This is a genomic window from Bradyrhizobium sp. USDA 4354 (genome assembly GCF_054060315.1).
Genome location: NZ_JBSSDC010000001.1, coordinates 823,711 through 842,920 on the forward strand (window position 1 = coordinate 823,711; position 19,210 = coordinate 842,920).

At 63.4% G+C, this 19,210-nt stretch carries 12 protein-coding genes; 3 read left to right on the forward strand and 9 right to left on the reverse strand.

Translation table 11 applies throughout. From position 1 onward, the window contains the following. Nucleotides 1-26: 26 nt before the first annotated feature. From ACVIIV_RS03925 to ACVIIV_RS03935, 3 genes are all read right to left on the reverse strand, one after another. The gene (locus ACVIIV_RS03925; protein ID WP_456743002.1) at nucleotides 27-2,258 is read right to left on the reverse strand and encodes a CHASE2 domain-containing protein; all 2,232 of its coding nucleotides are present in this window, start codon (nucleotides 2,256-2,258) and stop codon (nucleotides 27-29) included. Between the two features lie 77 nt (nucleotides 2,259-2,335). Next, on the reverse strand, nucleotides 2,336-6,349 hold the full coding sequence (locus ACVIIV_RS03930; RefSeq protein WP_456743003.1) for a VCBS domain-containing protein: 4,014 nt from the start codon (nucleotides 6,347-6,349) through the stop codon (nucleotides 2,336-2,338). A gap of 14 nt (nucleotides 6,350-6,363) precedes the next feature. Further along, nucleotides 6,364-7,968: a FecR family protein gene (locus ACVIIV_RS03935; protein ID WP_456748660.1), complete on the reverse strand. Its 1,605-nt coding sequence runs from the start codon at nucleotides 7,966-7,968 to the stop codon at nucleotides 6,364-6,366. 743 nt (nucleotides 7,969-8,711) lie between these two features. Here ACVIIV_RS03935 and ACVIIV_RS03940 point away from each other — a divergent pair. The 3 genes from ACVIIV_RS03940 (at nucleotide 8,712) to ACVIIV_RS03950 (ending at nucleotide 11,950) form a co-directional block, all read left to right on the forward strand. Then, complete coding sequence (locus tag ACVIIV_RS03940) at nucleotides 8,712-9,440, forward strand: transglutaminase-like cysteine peptidase (RefSeq protein WP_456743004.1); 729 nt, start codon at nucleotides 8,712-8,714, stop codon at nucleotides 9,438-9,440. An 81-nt stretch (nucleotides 9,441-9,521) separates the two neighbouring features. After that, nucleotides 9,522-10,637 (forward strand): lysozyme inhibitor LprI family protein, encoded by a 1,116-nt coding sequence (locus ACVIIV_RS03945; protein ID WP_456743005.1) that lies wholly within the window; start codon nucleotides 9,522-9,524, stop codon nucleotides 10,635-10,637. A 158-nt stretch (nucleotides 10,638-10,795) separates the two neighbouring features. Next, a complete protein-coding gene (locus tag ACVIIV_RS03950) occupies nucleotides 10,796-11,950 on the forward strand; it encodes an IS481 family transposase (protein WP_456743006.1) in 1,155 nt (384 codons plus the stop codon). A 247-nt stretch (nucleotides 11,951-12,197) separates the two neighbouring features. Here the strand turns inward: ACVIIV_RS03950 and ACVIIV_RS03955 are convergent, their stop codons facing one another. The 6 genes from ACVIIV_RS03955 to ACVIIV_RS03980 all read right to left on the reverse strand — a co-directional run bounded on the left by ACVIIV_RS03955 (nucleotide 12,198) and on the right by ACVIIV_RS03980 (nucleotide 18,971). After that, complete coding sequence (locus ACVIIV_RS03955; RefSeq protein WP_456743007.1) at nucleotides 12,198-13,397, reverse strand: ABC transporter substrate-binding protein; 1,200 nt, start codon at nucleotides 13,395-13,397, stop codon at nucleotides 12,198-12,200. 82 nt (nucleotides 13,398-13,479) lie between these two features. Beyond that, the gene (locus ACVIIV_RS03960) at nucleotides 13,480-15,318 is read right to left on the reverse strand and encodes an AMP-dependent synthetase/ligase (protein ID WP_456743008.1); all 1,839 of its coding nucleotides are present in this window, start codon (nucleotides 15,316-15,318) and stop codon (nucleotides 13,480-13,482) included. 74 nt (nucleotides 15,319-15,392) lie between these two features. After that, entirely contained in the window at nucleotides 15,393-16,181 is a 789-nt protein-coding gene (locus tag ACVIIV_RS03965; RefSeq protein ID WP_126259596.1) for an ABC transporter ATP-binding protein, read from the reverse strand. 3 nt (nucleotides 16,182-16,184) lie between these two features. After that, nucleotides 16,185-16,943 (reverse strand): ABC transporter ATP-binding protein, encoded by a 759-nt coding sequence (locus tag ACVIIV_RS03970; RefSeq protein WP_456743009.1) that lies wholly within the window; start codon nucleotides 16,941-16,943, stop codon nucleotides 16,185-16,187. Beyond that, the gene (locus ACVIIV_RS03975) at nucleotides 16,940-18,091 is read right to left on the reverse strand and encodes a branched-chain amino acid ABC transporter permease (protein WP_456743010.1); all 1,152 of its coding nucleotides are present in this window, start codon (nucleotides 18,089-18,091) and stop codon (nucleotides 16,940-16,942) included. Before ACVIIV_RS03975 ends, ACVIIV_RS03970 begins: the two co-directional genes overlap by 4 nt. Before the next feature lie 4 nt (nucleotides 18,092-18,095). Beyond that, complete coding sequence (locus tag ACVIIV_RS03980; protein ID WP_456743011.1) at nucleotides 18,096-18,971, reverse strand: branched-chain amino acid ABC transporter permease; 876 nt, start codon at nucleotides 18,969-18,971, stop codon at nucleotides 18,096-18,098. Nucleotides 18,972-19,210 lie beyond the last annotated feature (239 nt).

Here is a 19,210-nt window from a genome sequence, read left to right on the forward strand (position 1 = left end):
GTCCGGGACGACAGCGAGTGTCACCACTACTTCGTCAGCAACGCATACGCCCCGGTCCAGCCCTCCGGCGGTGGATTGATCTGGAAATTCCTGATCCTTGCCTCGTAAAGCCTGAACAGCTTCTCCAGCGTGTCGGCATCCTCGCTTTTGCGGCCGCGCTCGATCGCGTCCAGTGCGCCCTGCCAGTCGCGGCTGCGGTAGCAGCCGAGCATCTCGATGGTGATGTTGCGCAGACGCTGGAACGCGCCCGAATGCATCACGTCCTCGCGGCCGGCGATGGCGTAGATGACTTCCGGCTCGGTCTTGCCCTTGACCATGATGAAGTCGAGCTCGAGGATCGCGAACTTCTCCTTGGCGGCGAGTGCGGTCCTGGAGCCGATGATAATGGGAAAGCCGTACTCCTTCGACTGGCCTTCCAGGCGCGAGGCCAGGTTCACGCTGTCGCCGAGCACCGAATAGTTCTTCTTCAGGTCCGACCCCATGTTGCCGACGACGCCGATGCCGGTGTTGAGACCGATGCCGACGTTGAGCGGGATGTAGACGTGGCCGCCGTCGGCCGCTTCCTGCTCGCGCTCCTTGTTGACCGCGTCGATCTGCTCGAGCATCTGGATCGCGGCTTCGCAGGCGTTGATCTCGTGCTCGGCATCGTCGAGCGGCGCGTTCCAGAACGCCATGATGGCGTCGCCCATGTACTTGTCGATATAGCCCTTGCGCTCGATGATGACGTCGGTCAGCGGCGTCAGGAAGCGGTTCATCAGCGCGATCAGACCTTGCGGATCGTGCTTATAGCTCTCCGAGATCGTGGTGAAGCCGCGCACGTCGGAGAACATGATCGTCATCTCGCGCTCCTCGCCGCCGAGGACGAGCTTCTCCGGCGACTGCGCCAGCTGCTCGACCAGCACCGGCGACATGTATTGCGCGAACATGCCGCGGATCTGCACGCGCTGGCGCTGCTCGCGCACGAAGCTGGCGAAGATCAGCGTCAGATAGATCGCGGTGGTCGAGAGCAGCGGATAGGTGAAGTCGATGAGATAGCGGTACTGCGCGTAGAAGAACCAGGACGTGCCGACCAGGATCGCAGCGAACATCGCACCGGCGAGCACGAGGCGCACGGGACCGAGATTCGGCGTGAAGATGATGACGAGCAGGCCGATGACGAGCGCGGCGAGCAATTCGACGCCGAGCGCGTAGTTCGGCTGGGAAATCACCGCGCCGCTCAGCACGCTCTCCAGCACCTGCGCATGGATCTCGACACCCGGCATGGTCGCGGACACCGGCGTTGTCTTGATGTCGTTGAGCCCGGCCGCGGAGGTCCCGACCAGCACCAGCTTGCCGGCGAACTTGCTCGGCGACACGCTGTTGTCGAGCACGTCGACCGCCGAGACGTAGATCGAGGGATCCCGGCGGGCGTAGTGCACCCAGAGCTGGCCGTTCTTGTCAGTGGGGATCTCGACGCCCTTGAGGCGCACGGCCCGCACGCCCGTCTTGTCGGTCCTGACCAGCAGCGTCGGCGTGCCGGTGACGACGCGCAGGATCTCGAGGCTGAGCGATGGCATGATGTTGCCCTGGGCACGCATGATCATTGGCACCCGGCGGATGAACCCGTCGCGCTCATTTCTGATTGAAAACAGGCCGCGGCCGGCGGCCGCCATTTCGATCAGGGGCACGTTGCGGAGCAGGCCTGGAAATTCGAACAGGAAGCGTTCGGCGCCCTCCTCCCCGACCGTCGCCACGCCCGTGTACGGAAGTGACTTATCGAGTTCGGACAACACGGCCGGGAGCCCGGTCTCGCCCAGCACCACGCGCGAGCGCTTGATCGCTTCGGCGAGGATCTGGTCGTTGGTCGGCAGCTCGCGCAGCTTGGCACGCGTGGCATCGTCGAGATAACGCATCTGGCCCGCGACCAGATCCGGATTGAGCCGGTCGGCTTCCGAGAAGACCACGTCGAAGCCGATCGCCACCGCGCCGTTGTTGGTGAGGTTCTGGATCATATCGGCGATCCGCGTCCGCGGCCACGGCCACTGGCCAAGCTTGGCGAGGCTCTTGTCGTCGATATCGACGATGGTCACCGGCCGCGCCGTCTTGTGGCGCGGATCGATCAGCTGGAACATGTCGAAGGTGCGCAGCCGCAATTCCTGGATCGGCGGCGGATCCCAGAGCCGCGCGCCTGCAAACAGAACCAGCAGCGCAAGGCACATCAGCCGTGCAAAGCCGAGCTTCCGCGCAAACCACCGCCGCAGGATCTTGAGACGTTTCATGGTGGTTGAATATCACGCTTTGACGGCGGGCGGCAGCTCCGATCGGGTGCGCAGACGATCGGCCCCGTCCAAGCGCGTCAGGAATGCACGATGAAGTCGCTCGCCTGAAGACTGACGCCCTTCACGAGGATGGTGTTCGCCGCATCAAGCGTGATCAGGGTGTCTGTCCCCGACGCGGTCACATGCTGGGTCATCCAGTCGGACACGCTGGCGGTGGTCACGACAGCCGACAGATCAATGTGATCCTGATTGTGCGTGAAATCCAGAATCATGTCGCGGTTGGAATTGGCCGCAAACACGAACTGATCCTGATAGCCCGTCCCGAACAGCACATCCTTGCCGTCTGTGCTGGCGAGGGTGACCGGGCCTTGTTCGGTCAGGTTAAAGATCAGGTTGACCGTGTCGCTCGCGCCGTGGCCGTCGGTCACGGTGATCGCGAGCTTGTCCGTCGCAGGCCCGTTCTGGCTCGGCTCCGTATAGGTCAGTCCCTGGAGTGCTGAATTGACGCTCGCCAGGGTATCGGACGTCGGTGCAGGCTCCACATATGTGCCCGAATCCGCCGCCGCGGTGAGTGCGAAGGTTTCATCGGGAGCAGCGTCGGCGTCGGTGACCGTGATGCCGTGAACGAAGATCTGGTCGCCTTCTTGCGTAACGCTGATCTGATGGACGTCGATCACCGGAGCGACGTTCTCGTCGTCCGCGCCGGTCACCTCGACCGTGAGGGTTGCCGTGCCGGTCGCACCATGCACGTCCGTGGTCTGAACCGTGAACGTGTCCGTATAGAGCGCGTCCGACAACGCGTTGATTGCCGCCGCATTGGGAACGTAGCTGTAGCTGCCGTTGGCATAGACCGTCAGCGAGCCGTACAGACCCGTTGCCGTCCCATGACAATCCGCGTTCAGAACGGCATATGTCAGCGTTGCCGTCTCGCCGGTGTCGGCGTCGGTCCCGGCCAGTTGCCCGGTGAGGTTGGAGAAGGTGTCGTCGTCAGCGGTGTCCGTGAGCGGGCCGATGTGGAGATCGGATAGCGTCGGCGCGTCGTTGCGGCCCGCGATGTTGATGGTGACGACCCCGCCCGTGCCAGCGCCATCAGCATCCGACGGCACGATCGTGTATTGCAGCGACAGCGTCTGGCCGGCGGCGAGGAAGTCGAAGGCCTGTCCCTGCGAATTGAAGGTCCAGGTGAACTGCGCGTGGGTGGCGGTGCCGTTCAGGATATCGCCGGACGGAACGGTCAAATAATTCAACAGGGCCTCATGCGACAGCCCGCCGACGTTGCCGGTTTGCGCTATGCCGTCGAGAGAGACCTGCAGCTGGCCGACCGACACCGTGACGTGATCGATCGCGTCGACGTCGGAGACCGCCAGCACGCCGTGCGCAAGCTGGCCGGCATTGGTCTCCATCAGGTCGGCAACGGCGCCGCCCGGCCCGGAGGTCCCGCTGGCCCAGTCCGCATCGCCCTCGATTGCGAGGCTCTTGCCGGGATTGACCGCATTGGAAGCCGTGGTCCCGCTGCTGTCGCTCAGTTGATAATACGCGGCAAGGCCCGTCTCACTGCCGGTGAGCGCGGTGAAATCGATCGACTGGATCTGCGCCTGTGTGAGCGCGGTGGTCCAGACGCTGACATCGGCGATCGCGCCGAAGAAGCCTTCCTCGCCAAAGCCCGCCGCGCCTGGGTCGCTCGCGGCGCCAATCATCATGTAGGACGCCGACGGATTCGACGGACTGCCGTCGATCGGGTTGACCGTCCATGACTGGGAATATTCGAGGTGCCCGTCGAGATAGAGCTTGAAGGTGTCGTTCTCGCGCGTCAGCGCAATGTTGTGCCACTGCGACGCCGTGAGTGCCACGCCGGTATCGGCGATTTGGCGGCCGCCCGCGAGAATCTGCAGCTCCATCGTACCATCGGTGTTGACTGTGCCGAGGAGACCGAAGCCGGTGGTCGAGGTGTTGCCGTTGTAGAACAGGATCTGGCCGTGGCCGGCATTTGCTGCGCCGTTCCAGTTGACCCAGCCGTCCAGCGTCACGTCATCGGTGGCCACCGTCGGCACCTCGCCGACGGCAATCGTCTGGCCGTCGAAATTCATGTAGTCCGACGTCACATAGGAAACCGCCGGCGCATCGTTGGTGCCGGTGATCGTGACGGTCACGTCTTGGCTGACCTTGCCGCCATGCTGGTCGTCGAACGTGACGGTGTAGACCTGGGTGATGGTCTGCCCTTCCGCCAACGACTGCAGCACGGGATCGTCATTGTCCAAGGTGAAGTGCCAGCCCAGCGTCGCGCCGTTGCTGGTGTCGCTGCCGGATTCGGTCACCGACGAATCGATCGAGAAGGTGCCGATGTGCGAACCGGTCCCGAAGCCAGGCAGATCCGTGCTGACGGACGACGACTTGAACGACCACTCCGCCGTGTGGGTGTCGATCAGGTCGAGGTCCTGGATCGCCAGCGTGCCACAGGTCGTCAGCGACGAGCCCTCGTCCTCGGTGACCGCGCCCATCGCCGCGGCAGCGTCGCTTGCGATCGTCGGCGCGTCGTTGGCCCCGTTGATCGTGACGGTCACGTCCTGCCAGACTTGCGCACCGTGATTGTCGATGAACGTGACGGTGTAGACCTGGGTGATGGTCTGGCCCTGCGCCAGCGATTGCAGCATCGCATTGCTGTTGTCGAGGCTGAAGTGCCAGCCCAGCGTCGCGCCGTTGCTGGTGTCGCTGCCGGATTCGGTCACCGACGAATCGATCGAGAAGGTGCCGATGTGCGAACCGGTCCCGAAGCCAGGCAGATCCGTGCTGACGGACGACGACTTGAACGACCACTCCGCCGTGTGGGTGTCGATCAGGTCGAGGTCCTGGATCGCCAGCGTGCCACAGGTCGTCAGCGACGAGCCCTCGTCCTCGGTGACCGCGCCCATCGCCGCGGCAGCGTCGCTTGCGATCGTCGGCGCGTCGTTGGCCCCGTTGATCGTGACGGTCACGTCCTGCCAGACTTGCGCACCGTGATTGTCGATGAACGTGACGGTGTAGACCTGGGTGATGGTCTGGCCCTGCGCCAGCGATTGCAGCATCGCATTGCTGTTGTCGAGGCTGAAGTGCCAGCCCAGCGTCGCACTGTTGTTGGTATCGGTGCTGAATTCGTGCACCGACGGATCGATCGTGAAACTGCCGAGCGGCGTATCGTCGTCGAAACCCGGCAGATGCACGCTCGATGTCGACGACTTGAACACCGCCTGCGCCGTGTGGGTGTCGATCAGATCGAGATCCTGGATCGCCAGCGTGCCGTCGATCGACAGCGTTGCGCTGGTATCCTCGGTGACGCTGCCCGTTGCCGCGTCTGCGTCGCTCGTGATGGTCGGGGTATCGTTGGTCCCGGTGATGGTGACCGTGACGTCTTTGGTCACCGTCCCACCGTGATGGTCGTCGACCGTCACGGTGTAGACCTGCGTGATGGTCTGGCCCTTGGCCAGCGACTGGAGCACCGGATCGTTATTGCCGAGCGTAAAGGTCCAGCCGACCGAGCCTCGCGAACTGACGCCGGGACTCTCGCTCACCGCCGTCAGCGCGAACGTGCCGATATGCGAGGTGCCGTCGCTGAAGCCGGGCAGATGCGCGCTCGAATTCGTCGACTTCAGGGCGAAGCTCGCGCTGTGCGTGTCCGTGAGATCAGGGTCGTTGAAGGTAATGGTGCCGTTCGCCGCGAGCGCGGCCGCCGTATCCTCGGTCACCGCACCGGCCGGGGTGGTGTCGTCTTCGACGATCGTCGGCACGTCGTTGGTGCCCTCGACATTGACGTCGGCACCATCGATGGAAATCGTGAGCGGCGTGCTGACGACTCCACCGCGCCCGTCATCGACCTGCACCACGTAGTTGAGGATCAGCTTCTCGTCCTCGGCAAGGAAGTCGAAGAGATGGTCGGGAACGCTGTAGGTCCAGGTTGCCGTGCCATTGTTGCCGTTTCCAGCGCCCTGAACAACGGTCAGCGGCACTTTGACGGCAGAGATCGCCGCGAGTTGCTCCGGCGTCAGCGTCGCGGTGATGTCGTTGCCTTCCGCATCGAGATATTTGAACGGCTGGGTGGACGAGAGCGCCGCGCTCACGATCGGCTTATCGGTCAGATCGACGTCGGTGAAGGTGACCGTGCCGTGATGACGTCCAGAGCCTCGTTACCGGTCCCGACCTGTTCGATCACGTTGCCACCGGACGTCGCCACGGTAGGCTTGTCGTTCGTTCCCGTGATGGTGATGGTGATCGGGATGAACTTACTTTCGGGGCTCACCGCGAAATTGGTGTCGACGCGGACCATGTAGGTCAGCGTCAGCGTCTCGCCGGCTGCCAGGAAGTCGAAGACCTTGTCCGGGATCGTGTAGGTCCAGACCGCCGAGCCGTTGTTCTCGTTGGCGGCATCGGCAACCACGCTGATCTGGATCTGCGTCGCCGCGATATCCTGCTTCTGGAGCGCGGTGAGCGAGCCGGTGACGTCCTGCTGGCCGGCATTCTTGTAGATATAGTTCGGTGCCTCGGCGAGGCTCACGCTCACCGTCGGCCGGTCGCCGAGGTTTTGATCGACAAATCTGATCAGGCCCGAAACCGTGTCAGCGTGCGTGTCGCCGGTGGTGTCCGCGCGTTCGGTCAGCGCGAACGCCGTCTTCACATTGCCGCCGAGGTCGAAGCTTTGTGCAGCCGGCTGGTTGGGAATGCGGACGATGGTCGGCGTGGACGTGCCAGGGTGGTTCTGTCCCTGCGGACTGAGGTTGACGAACGTCGCGATGACGACGGGGCCGGATCCCGACTTGAACACCAGGTCCTGGCTGAACGGCGTGATGGTGTCGGTAAAGTTCGTGGTCAGCTTGGTGTTGGTGTTGTTGTCGGTGAACTTCAGCGTGAACACGTCCGTGATCAGCTTCTGAATTTCAGGCGACATCAGCGCGTTGCCGATCGAGACGTTGCCGCCGCTGATCTGGATCATCTGGCCGGCCTGGTTGACCGTCGCGATCGGCAGCAGCGTGATCTTGTCGAACAGGATGTAGGAGCCCGTCGTGCCATTCGGCTCGACCAGCACCTGGAAGCTCGCCTGCGGCTGCGGATCGCCGCCGCCGGCGGGAACGACGAAGTTGATCTGGGTCAGCACCGCGGTGCCGCGGATGCCCATGGTCGCGACCGGCGTGTCGATCTTCATGTCGCCGTGCTTGGCGGTCTCGCCGGCGACGAATGTGATGGTGCCCGCAACCAGGCTGAGCAGCGACGAGTTGCTCGACCCGTTGGGGTCGTAGACCATCTCGTTCAGCACCATCCGCGCATTGGAGGACAGGCCGAACACGGTGCCGTCGATGAAGGTGATGCCCAGCGTCGAATCGGCTCCGGTCGAGACCACATCGCCCTTCTCGACATTGTCGCCGTTGTTCAGGATGACCGAGACGCCGTTGCGGATCGCGGTCGCGCTGCCGGAGAGCTTTGTGACGTGGCCGATGACCTGAGCGGCAGCAGCGCCGGGCGCGGCCTGGGCAACCTGGACGTGGCCGGTGAGGGCGTTGACGATGTCGCCGGTGAGGTGGGCGCCGTCGGGCGAGGCGATCGCGGCGCGCTTGTCTCCCCTGAAATAATCGTGAACCACGAACTCATGCCCTTCGTGGGTCAGCACGAGATCGAGGCCGGCGCGCTTGAACTCGCCGTTGAAGATCAGGTTGGGGTCGGGAACAACGAACGCGCCGTCAGGCACATGGCCATGCGCCTTTGCGATGAAGGGTTTGGCCGCAAAGGAATCGGTATGGACGTAGGCGGGCGCGCCGGAACCCTGGCCGTTCAAGGAGGTCGTGGCGTCAAATTTGCCAGCGTAATTCAACCGGGCACCGTGAAAAGGGTTAAAATCTAAGTAAGTATCGACTGCCTAAGCTTGCTTAGCATTACCAAGTCCTTAGCGAAACCGTCTATAGCTTGTGTGATTTCGCGTCACTTGGCCATAAGAGCCTCCGCAGGGCGGTGCCTTCCCAGAGAAGCCAAAGTAATATTTCAAGCATTCTGAAGTCGAAACAGGCTTAGATGCACGCATTTCCCATCACCCCAAGTCATCTATCGTACAGCTGATAGAACAGATACTTGCGTCATCTTTCCTTCGTGGTGCCTTGCAACATCCTGCGGCAAATACGGGGCTAAATCTGTGACCTAACTAACAGAACTCGCAAAATAGCGGGCTGTTAGCCATGAGAGGCAGAATCGGCAGCCTCGCAACTTCTGCCTGCAGTTGGCTCCATTTCGCGGCAGCGAGGCCCTCCTAGCCTCCGAATCGTAAAATTTTACGCAATTCGAGCAGGCCTGTTTCAGCCTGTCACCCGGTTTTGGAACCCCTGCCGGGCGCGTTAAGCAGAACAAAACGGCCCGTCTCGCACTATCTCCGCGAAAGCAACAAAGCCCGGCACATCGAGATCGAGGGGGATCTCGCGGAGCTCGGGAAGGGGATGTCAGATGGAGACCGCTGCTCGCTCGCGCGCCTGGCGCGCAATCCTTGTCTTGTGCGGCTTGATCCTGCTCGGATCGGTCGCCGAGCTTCGCGCCGGCACGCTGCTGTCGCCGGGCGCCGGCGTCCTCGTGCGCAAGTCCGCCGAACCGTTCGGCGTGTTCGCCTTCGCCATCTCCTCCGGCAGCCTCCAGCAGAAATGGTCCGCGCTGAAGGACAAGCTCGACGACGACATGGTGCAGCTCGCGCTGTGCGACGGCGACCGGGACAATTGCGCTTCGCCCGCGGCCCTGAAGCTGCTCGCCATCGTCGACCAGGCCCGCGCCCGCGACGGCCGCGCGCGCCTCGGCGAGACCAACCGCGCCATCAATCTCACCATCCACGCCGCAAATGACGGCATCGACGACGTCTGGAGCTCGCCGCTTGCGACCTTCGCGCGGGGCGCCGGCGATTGCGAAGATTATGCCATCGCCAAGCTGGCCGCGTTGCGGCTGGCGGGCGTTGCCTCTGAGGACCTCCGCATCGTCGTGGTGCGCGACGTCAGGGCCGGCGAGGAGCACGCGATTGCCGCAGCAAAGCTCGACGGCCAGTGGCTGATGCTCGACAATCGCCGCATGGCGATGGTCAGGGATGATGTGAGCCGGAGCTATCAGCCGCTGTTCGCGCTCTACCAGTCGGCGGTGATGAAGTATGTCGACGAACCGGTCCAGGTCTCGATGGCCACTGAAGCTCGTTGACTGCTACACCCCCAACATAAACCCATTCCCCCACACGATCCCAGACGCTAGCATGGCGCGTTCCATGCAGGGGCGACTGGAATGCGATTCATCGTGCTGTCTGTGCTTGCGCTGCTGGCATTGCCGGCGGCGCCCGCGTCCGCACAATCCGACCGTTTGATCGCCGACAGGCTGCCGCTGTTTGCCAAGAACAACTGCCAGCAGATTCGCGACCCCGGCAACCAGTTATTCTGCGGTGATGCCGAGCTTGCCGCCGCCGCCGAGAAGCTGAACGTGGCGATCGAGGCGCGGCTCGCCCGCCTGCCCGATCGCCTGCCTGCAATCGAGGAGAATGCGATCTGGATCCGGCAGCGCAACCTCAGCTGCGGCATCGTCGGCCAGACCGCGATCCGCGCCGACGAATTCGACCGGGTCAAGGCGTGCCTGCTCAAGGTCACCGAGGAGCGCGCCGCGATCGTGCGCGATCCTGATTTCGACTGCCTCGCAGCCAACACCGCAGCGGGTGCGCTGATCTGCGCGGACCCGTCGCTGGCGCTTGTCGAATCCGAGCTCAACGGCCAGGTGCTCGGCCTGATCGGCAAGCTGGACCCAACAGCGGCACGATTTGCCTTTGCCGAATACGGACGGTGGACACGAGAGCGCGACCGCAAATGCAATCTGGTCGGCAAGGAGAACGTGCCGCTGCAAGAGCTGGAATCCGCGGAGGACTGTCTCGCCGACCATTTGAGGCGCAAGACCGACGAAATCCGCGCGGCGAAGGGCGATCCCAAGAAAGTGTTCGGCCGGCAGGTCGCGGCCCGCTCGCCCGACACCGACGCCGTCGATTTCTGCGCCGCGCGGATTCATGCGGCGAATTCCTGCGGCAACTTCCTGCGCATCAACCGCGTCTATGCGCTCGACAGCCAGGTGAGCGACCAGGAGGCGCAGGTCACGGGCGAAATCGAGATGGCCGTGCTGGCCCCCTTCACCATGTGCAGCAAGGTCGCCTCCACCTGCACCGGCACCTGCTGGGACGCGAGGACGGGTCGTCCGCAGCCGGGAGCCGGCAACAAGGAGCGCTCCGCAGAAGCTTTCAACGTCACGCGCCGCCTGAGAATCCAGCGAACCTTCGCCTTCGTGAAAGCCGCCGACGGCTGGCGCTGCCGGGAGGACGAGCTCGCCCCGGTGAACTCGGGAACGGCGGGTGGGGGGTCGTAGGGCCCTCTCCGCGGCGCGCTTTCTTCCTTCTCCCCTTGTGGGAGAAGGTGGCATAGTGTCCAGACCGGATAGATGGGTAACACAGTAGACCGGATGGATGGGTAACAGTTCTCTATCGGCTGGAGGATCAGCCGATGCCTTGGCGAGAGAGCTGTGCAATGGACCAGCGGATTAGCTTCATATCGGAACAGCGAACCGGCTTGTGGACGATGACGGAGCTTTGCGAGCGATACGAGATCAGCCGCAAGACCGGTTACAAATGGCTGGATCGTTACCGGTTGGAGGGACCTGGAGGACTTGCCGATCGCTCCCACGCCGCGCGGGTGCATGGGCGAGCGACGCCGCAGCACATTGTGGATGCGATCGTTGGGCTGCGGCTCGAGCGGCCGAGCTGGGGACCGCGCAAGATCGTCAGCAAGCTTGAGGCTCGCCAAGGGGATGTCGATTGGCCGTCGGCCTCGACGGCGGGCGAGATTCTCAAGCGGGCGGGACTGGTCAGCAGCCGTCGGGTCCGGCGACGAGCGCCGCCGCGTATGGGACAACTGACGGTGCCGCAGCATGCCAACCATGTATGGGCTCTCGATCACAAGGGCTGGATCCGGCTGGGCGACGGATCTCGCGTTGAGCCCTTCACGGTGACCGATGGCTTCAGCCGCTATTTGATTAGCCTGGCGGCGACGGGCAGCACGCAATATGCCGAGTGCCAACCGCTGCTGGAGCGGGCGTTTCGCGAGCACGGCTTGCCGCAGATCATCCGTTCCGACAACGGCTCGCCGTTCGCCTCAACCGGAACCACCGGTCTGACGGCGCTGTCGGTATGGTGGATCAAGCTTGGCATCAGTCATGAACGAATTGATCCTGGCCATCCGCAGCAGAACGGCCGACACGAGCGTTTTCACCTCACGCTTCTGGAAGCCATGCGGCCACCGCCGCCGACCAAGACCGCGCAAGCCCGCCGGTTCGCAGCATTTGTGCGCGACTACAACGAAGAACGGCCGCACGAGGCACTTGGGCAGCGTCCACCTGCCAGCGCCTACCACGCTTCTCCTCGTGCGATGCCAAGTCGGCTTCCGGAGCCGGATTATCCGGTCGAAGCGGCGGTGCGCCAGGTTCGCTCCAATGGCGAGATCAAATGGCGCGGCGATCTCATCCATCTCTGCAGCGCTCTCGCTGGGGAAACCGTTGCCGTGGAGGAAGCCGCTGACGGGCAATGGCAAGTACGTTTCTTCAACGTGCCGATCGGCATCATCGACCAAAAAACATCAACGCTGCGGCGCTGCGCTAGCGCAGCGCCGCAGCGGACCGAACCATGAACGACTGTTACCCATCCATCCGGTCTGTTTTGTTACCCATCCATCCGCTGGACAATAGGCGGCCTTCGGCCGCCGTTCTTAAGAACGCCGAAGCAAAGCTTCGGCTATGGCGCCGGATGAGAGGTTCTCTCCACAGGCAAGACCGTTCGTGAGGATAGAGACCCCTCACCCGGCTTCGCTTTCGCGAAGCCACCCTCTCCCGCAAGGGGAGAGGGTGCACCGTTCACGCCGCGAGAGCCGCCCTTCATCAAAACATCAGATTATCCTTCACCAGCACCCAGCGGCCGCCCTTGACCTGCTGCACCTGGGTGATGGTGTTGGCGAGGTGGTCGGTCTTGGAGAACTTGGTCGGCGGCGAGTTGAAGATGTCGAGGAACTTTTCGCCCGACTCGAGCGCATCGAGCATCTTCTGCCCGGTGAGATCCTTGCCGGCCTTGTTCGCGTAGAACGCAAACGTCATCACCGCGTTGTAGCCGATGATCGCCTGGGTGTTGGCGTCGGTGCCAAACATCTTTTTGTAGTTGACCAGCCAGTCCTTGACCTTGCCCTTGGCGGTGTCCTCGTACGGAATCTCGAAGCCGCTTGCGGCATAGAGTCCCTCTACGGCCTCCTTGCCGAGCATGGGCACTTCCATCACGTTGACGGGCGTCGCGCCGAGGAAGGTGACGTCCCAGCCGAGCTTCTTGGCCTCGGTCATGGCGCCGATGGGCTCACGCAGGACCGCACCGAGCACGACGAGGTCGCAGCCGTCGGACTTCATCTTGGCGACCTGCGCGCTGAAATCGGAGGCGCCGCGCTTGTAGCTCGTGATCGAGGCCGGCTGCACCTTCATGACGGTGAGTTGCTGATTGAAGCCGTCGAGCACGTTCTTTCCGTACTCGTCGTCCTGGTGCATGATGCAGGGCTTCTTGAAGTTCTTCCACTCCATCATGTATTTCAGCGCCGCCCGCGTGCTCTCGACGTAAGGCAGGAGGTTGTTGAACTTCAGCCGCTCCTGCGGCTTGGCCGGATCGAACTTGAAGGTGAACTCGGCCGCCGTCAGCGGGAAGAGCTGCAGCACGCCGGCATCGAGCAGGATATCCTGCGCGGCGAGCACGGTGGGCGATCCCATCGGCCCCACCATCGCGAAGATCTTGTCGCGCTCGATCAGCTTCTGCGAAGCCAGCACGGCCTTCTTCGGATCGTAGCCGCTGTCCTCGACCACCAGCCGGATCTTGCGGCCGTTGATACCGCCGGCGGCGTTGACCTCCTCGACTGCCATCTTCATGCCGTTGGAGACCGGCACGCCCCAACCCTTGATCGGACCCGACAGATCCTGGTGCGTGCCGATGACGATCTCGGTCGCCGAGATGCCCTCGTTGGTGACCTTGGTTTGCGCTGCGGCCGGCAGACAGGCGAGCGCCACGGCACCCACAGCAAGGCCGAATGCGCTGAACGATCTCGACATTGACGTCTCCTCTCCTAAAGGCCCGTATGGCACGAAGGGGCGAGGGCCACAGCTCCTTCGCTTTCTCGAATCGGCAGGCTCGTCACGCCACCGCACGCTCGCGATACATCGCTTCGATCTCGGCCGCGTAGCGCTTGTTCACGAAGCCGCGCTTCAGCTTCATGGTCGGCGTCAGCTCCTCGTCCTCCGGGGTGAGCTGGCGCTCGATCAGATAGAACCTCTTGATGGTCTCGACGCGGGCAAAATTGCCGTTGACCTGTTCGATCTCGCGCCCGATCAGGTCCTGAATCTCCCTCGCCCGGCACAGGCTCGCATAATTGGTGAAGGGGATGTCGTGATCCTGGGCGAACTTCTCGACGTTCTCCTGGTCGATCATCACGAGGCAGGTGAGATAGGGCCGCTTGTCGCCGATCACGACCGCGTCCGAGATGTAGGGCGAGAATTTGAGCTGGTTCTCGATCTCGGACGGCGTGATGTTCTTGCCGCCGGAGGTGATGATGATGTCCTTCATCCGGTCGGTGATGCGGACGAAGCCTTCATTGTCGATGGTGCCGACATCGCCGGTGTGCAGCCAGCCGCGGGAATCGATCGTTTCCGCGGTCTTCTCCGGCTGGTTCAGGTAGCCCATGAACAGGAAGTCGCCCTTGATCAGGATCTCGCCGTCGGGCGACAGCGCGACCTCGCCCCAGGGCACCGCGGTGCCCACCGAGCCGAGCTTGATCCTGTCCGCCGGCATCATGGTGGCGACCCCGCAATTCTCGGTCTGGCCGTAGACCTCGTGCATGTCGATGCCGAGCGCCAGATACCAGCGGATCAGCTCCGGTGCGATCGGAGCTGCGCCAGTGAACGCGATGCGGCAGCGATCGAGCCCGATCATGCGACGAATGTTGCGGAACGCGACCTGGTAGGCGATGCGGTTGGCGAGGCGCAACGACAGCGGCGGCGCCCTGCCCTCGAGCCGGCATTCGACCATGCGGTAGCCGATGCCGATGGCGCGGCGATAGACCCATTGCTGGAGCGGCGTCGCATCCTTCAGCGCGATGGTGATGGCGGAATAGAACTTTTCCCAGACGCGCGGCACCGCCAGAAAGGCGGTCGGCTGCACTTCGCGCAAATTGTCCGGCACGGTTTCCGGGCTCTCGGCAAAATTCATCACCGAGCCAAGCGCGACCGAGATGTAATAGCCGCCGATGCGCTCCGCGACGTGGCAGAGCGGCAGGAAGACCAGCCGGTCCTCGTCCTCGCGCGCCGGGATGAAGTCGTTGGCGTGCCGCATCTGGTGGGTGACGCTGCGGTTGGCGTGCATCGCGCCCTTGGGCGGACCGGTCGTGCCGGACGTATAGACGAGGATCGCGAGATCGCCGGCGCTGCGGCTGTCGATCATCTCCTGCCACAGCGCTTCGCGGCCGACCATGTGGTTGCGGCCGAGCGCGCGAAACTCGTCGAGCGACATCACCATGTCGTCGGAGAAGCCGCTGAGGCCCTCCATGTCGAACACGATGACCTTCTGCAGGGACGGGCAGCGCGCGCGGCAGGTGAGGATTTTGTCGAGCTGCTCCTCGTCCTCGGCAAAGATCACCTTCGTGCGGGAGTCGTTGACGAGATACTCGACCTGGGACGAGGAATCGGTCGGATAGATTCCGGAGGAGACGCCGCCGGCGCACAATATGCCCATGTCGGCGTGGACCCATTCCGGAACGGCGTTGGCGATGATGGAGGCGACGTCGCCGGGCACGAAGCCGATGGCGTGAAGCGCGTAGGCGATCTCCTTCGAGATCTCCAGCCATTGGCGCCAGCTGGTCGGCTGCCAGATGCCGAACTTCTTCTCGCGGATCGCCGGCCTGTCGCCCCGCGTCTCCGCGGCGCGCAGAAAGCTCTTCGCGATCGTATCAGCGACCGTCAGCACCGCCGGTCGGGCCATGCACCTCTCCTCCTTGTCGCCTTCCCCTCCGCCGCCTGCCTTGCCGGCGGTCTATGGCTGGAGGGATTACCTATCTAACGCCACGTTTTCTTCTTTTTCCAGCGCCGTTCGCCTCTAGCGCCCGCTTCCTTGGCGCCAAGATAAAATTCCTGGATGTCCTGGGAATGCATCAAGCGGTCGCAGCTGTCGTTCATCACGATACGGCCGATCTCCAGCACATAGCCGTAATGCGCGGTTTCCAGGGCTACCTTGGCGTTCTGCTCGACCAAGAGGATCGACATGCCCTGCTCCTCGTTGACCCGCCGGATGATGGTGAAGATCTCCTTCACCAGCAGCGGCGACAGGCCGAGCGAGGGCTCGTCGAGCAGCAGCAGCGTCGGCCGGTTCATCAGCGCGCGGCCGATCGCCAGCATCTGCTGCTCGCCGCCGGAGAGCTGGCCGGCCGGCTGGTTGATCCGCTCCTTCAGGCGCGGGAAATAGCCGTAGACGCGCTCCAGATCCTCCGCGACGCCGTCCCGGTCCTTGCGCGGATAGGCGCCCATCATCAGGTTCTCGCGCACGGAGAGGAACGGGAACACCTCGCGCCCCTCCGGCACGTGGCTGAGGCCGAGCCGCACGATCCGGTCGGCCTCCATGCGCTGGATCGGCTTGCCCAGAAACTCGATCGACCCCTTCTGCGGATCGAGAATGCCCGAGATGGTCTTCAGCACCGTGGTCTTGCCGGCCCCGTTCGCCCCGAGCAGCGTGACGATGCGGCCGCGCGGCACCTCCAGCGAGATGCCCCTGATCGCCATGATCGGCCCGTAATAGCTCTCGATATTGGAGAGCTTGAGGATGATATCCGGGGTCACGGCGGCATCCATGCGTCAGGCTCCCAGATACGCAGCGACGACGTCGGGGTGCTGCTGCACCTCGGCGGGCGAGCCCATCGCCAGCACACGGCCATAGTTCAGCGCAATGACGCGGTCGGAGACGCGGTTGACCAGCGACATGTCGTGCTCGACCATCAGCACGGTGACGCCGAGCTCGCTCTTCATGTCGCGGATCCAGAACGACATGTCGTCGGTCTCCTCGACATTGAGGCCGGAGGACGGCTCGTCGAGCAAGATCAGCTTCGGCTCCGAGCACAGCGCACGCGCCAGCTCGATCACCTTGCGCACGCCGTAGGGCAGGCCGGAGATCAGCTTGTCGCGATAGGGCTCGAGGTCGAGAAACTCGATCACCTGCTCGACCCGGCGGCGATGCACCTTCTCGTTGGCGCGCACGCTCGGCAGGAACAAGAGCTCCTGCCAGAGCTGCGTCGCCGAGTGCCGGTGGCGGCCGACCAGCAGATTGGAGAGCACGGTCGCATTCTCGAACAGCTCGATGTTCTGGAAGGTGCGGGCAATGCCGAGCTTGGCGATGTCGTAGGGCTGCTCTTCGGTGATGTCCTGGTCTTCGAAGAAGATGCGGCCCGAGGTCGGCCGGTAGATCCGCGAGATCAGGTTGAAGATCGAGCTCTTGCCGGCGCCGTTGGGCCCGATGATCGAGAGGATCTCGCCCTTCTCGACCGCGAACGAGACCGCATCGACGGCCTTGAGGCCGCCGAAATGCAACGACAGGTTCTCGGCGCGGAAATAGCTCATCGGTTGCGCTCCGACTTCACGTAGATCTTCTGCCGCTTGAAGGTGGCGCGCTTGTAGAGCGGGAACAGCTGGAAGAAGAGTTTTATCTTGAGCCAGCGGCCGTAGAGCCCGAGCGGCTCGAACAGCACGAACAGCACGATGATGATGCCGTAGATCGCGCCCTTCAAACCATTGAGCGAGGCGAGGGCCGCGACCTTGGACTGAATGTCGGCTGCAGTTGCCGTGCCCGCTCCGAATGTCGCGGCGATGCCGGCGATGATGCCGGGCATGTCGTCCTTGAGATAGGTCAGGAACGGATCGATCATCACGATGAAGATCGCGCCCAGCACCGCACCGTGCAGGCTGAAAGTGCCGCCGATCAGGATCACGATGATGAACTCGATCGAGAGCTGGAGCGTGAACATCTCCGGTGAGATGAAGGAGAGCTTGTGCGCGAACAGCACGCCGGCAAAGCCGGTGATGGCGGCCGAGATCGCAAAGGACTTCACCTTGTAGAGAGCGACATTGACGCCCATGCTGCGCGCCGCGGTCTCGGAATCGCGGATCGCGACGAAGGCGCGGCCCGTCGGCGAACGCAGCAGATTGAGCGTGCCGACGATGGTCAGCACCAACACGGCAAGACAGAGGTAATAGAAGGTCGGACTGTCACGCGGCACGGTGACGCCGAGCAGCGACAGCGTCTTGATCCGCATGCCCTCGTTGCCGTGGGTGACGCTCTCCCAGCGCGCCAGGATCTCCTCGACGATCAAGGCAAAGGAAATGGTGGCGATGACGAGATAGATGCCGGAGAGACGCAGGGCGGGAAAGCCGACCATCGCGCCGATGATGCCGGTCAACAGCCCGGCGGCGAGGAAGTAGGCCGGGAACGGCACGTTGTATTTTTGCAGATAGGCCGCGGTATAGGCCCCGATCGCGAGGAACGCGGCGTGCCCAAGCGAGGCCTGGCCGGTGAACCCGGTCAGGATCAGGAGCGCGACGCCGACGATCGCATAGATGCAGACGAAGACGAGCTGGCTCATCAGATAGCTTGAGAGCACGTAGGGCGCGATCAGCAGCAGCGCGAGCAGGATGCCGTAGGAGACGAGGTAGCCCGAATGCGGGAACAGCTTGATGTCGTCCTCGTAGTCGGTCTTGAACAGGAAGCGCATGCGTTCAGACCTTCTTGCGGACGTGGTGGCCGAACAGCCCTTCGGGCTTCAAGAGCAGCACGGTCAGCAGCACGACATAGGGCGCGACGTCCTTCCAGCCTTCGGGCAGGTAAAAGCCGGCCATGCTCTCGATCACGCCGATCAGGACGCCGCCGACCACGGCGCCCGGGATCGAGCCGAAGCCGCCGAGCACGGCGGCCGGAAACGCCTTGAGGCCGAGCACGAGGCCGACATTGGAGTGGATGAAGGTGATCGGTGCCAGCAGCACGCCGGCGCAGGTCGCGACCGCCGCGCTGATCGCCCAGACGACCGACACCACGCGCTTGACCGGAATGCCCATATAGTAGGCCGCCAGCATGTTCTCGGAGCTGGCGCGCATCGCGGTGCCGAGCATGGTCTTGTTGAAGAACAGCCAGAGCAGCGTGCACAGGATCATCGTCGCCGCGATCACGGAGAGCTTGTCATAGGCGAGCACCAGCGAGCCCATGCGCAACACGCCCTGGCTGAACGGCGTCTCGATCTTCAGGTCGTCGGTGCCCCAGATCATGCCGGCGACCGAGCGCAGGAAATAGCCCAGCCCGATCGTCGCCATGATGATCGAGAACTGCGGGTAGCCGAGGATCGGCCGCACCACCACGCGCTCCGCCAGCATGCCGAACAGCGCCATCGCGGCCACTGCACCGGCAAAGCCGATCCAGTAGTTCAGGCCCATCATGCCGATGAAGGTGAAGGCGAAGAAGCCGCCCAGCATCATCAGATCGCCCTGGGCGAAGTTGACGACCTCGGTGGCCTTGTAGACGAGCACGAAGCCGAGCGCGATCAGGCCGTAAACGCAGCCGAGCGCAACACCGCTGACCAGCTGCTGAACGAAATCCAGCATTGACGCGCGTCCTCCCGATGCAACCGGCGGTTCTTCGAGGCCGCCTTGCCGCATCTTGTGTCCAGTCGCTACGCAGTCGTTTCGCTGCGTTAGCGCGATTTGTCCGGAATCAATTCAGCCTGAACGCCCGCGCGCTGTCAACAAACGGTGACTTGTCGGGATGCCTTGCCTTTAGTCCAATCCGGTTGGCGGAATTTGCGGCAGCGCGATTCACGGTGCCGAAACATCTTGGGGGCATG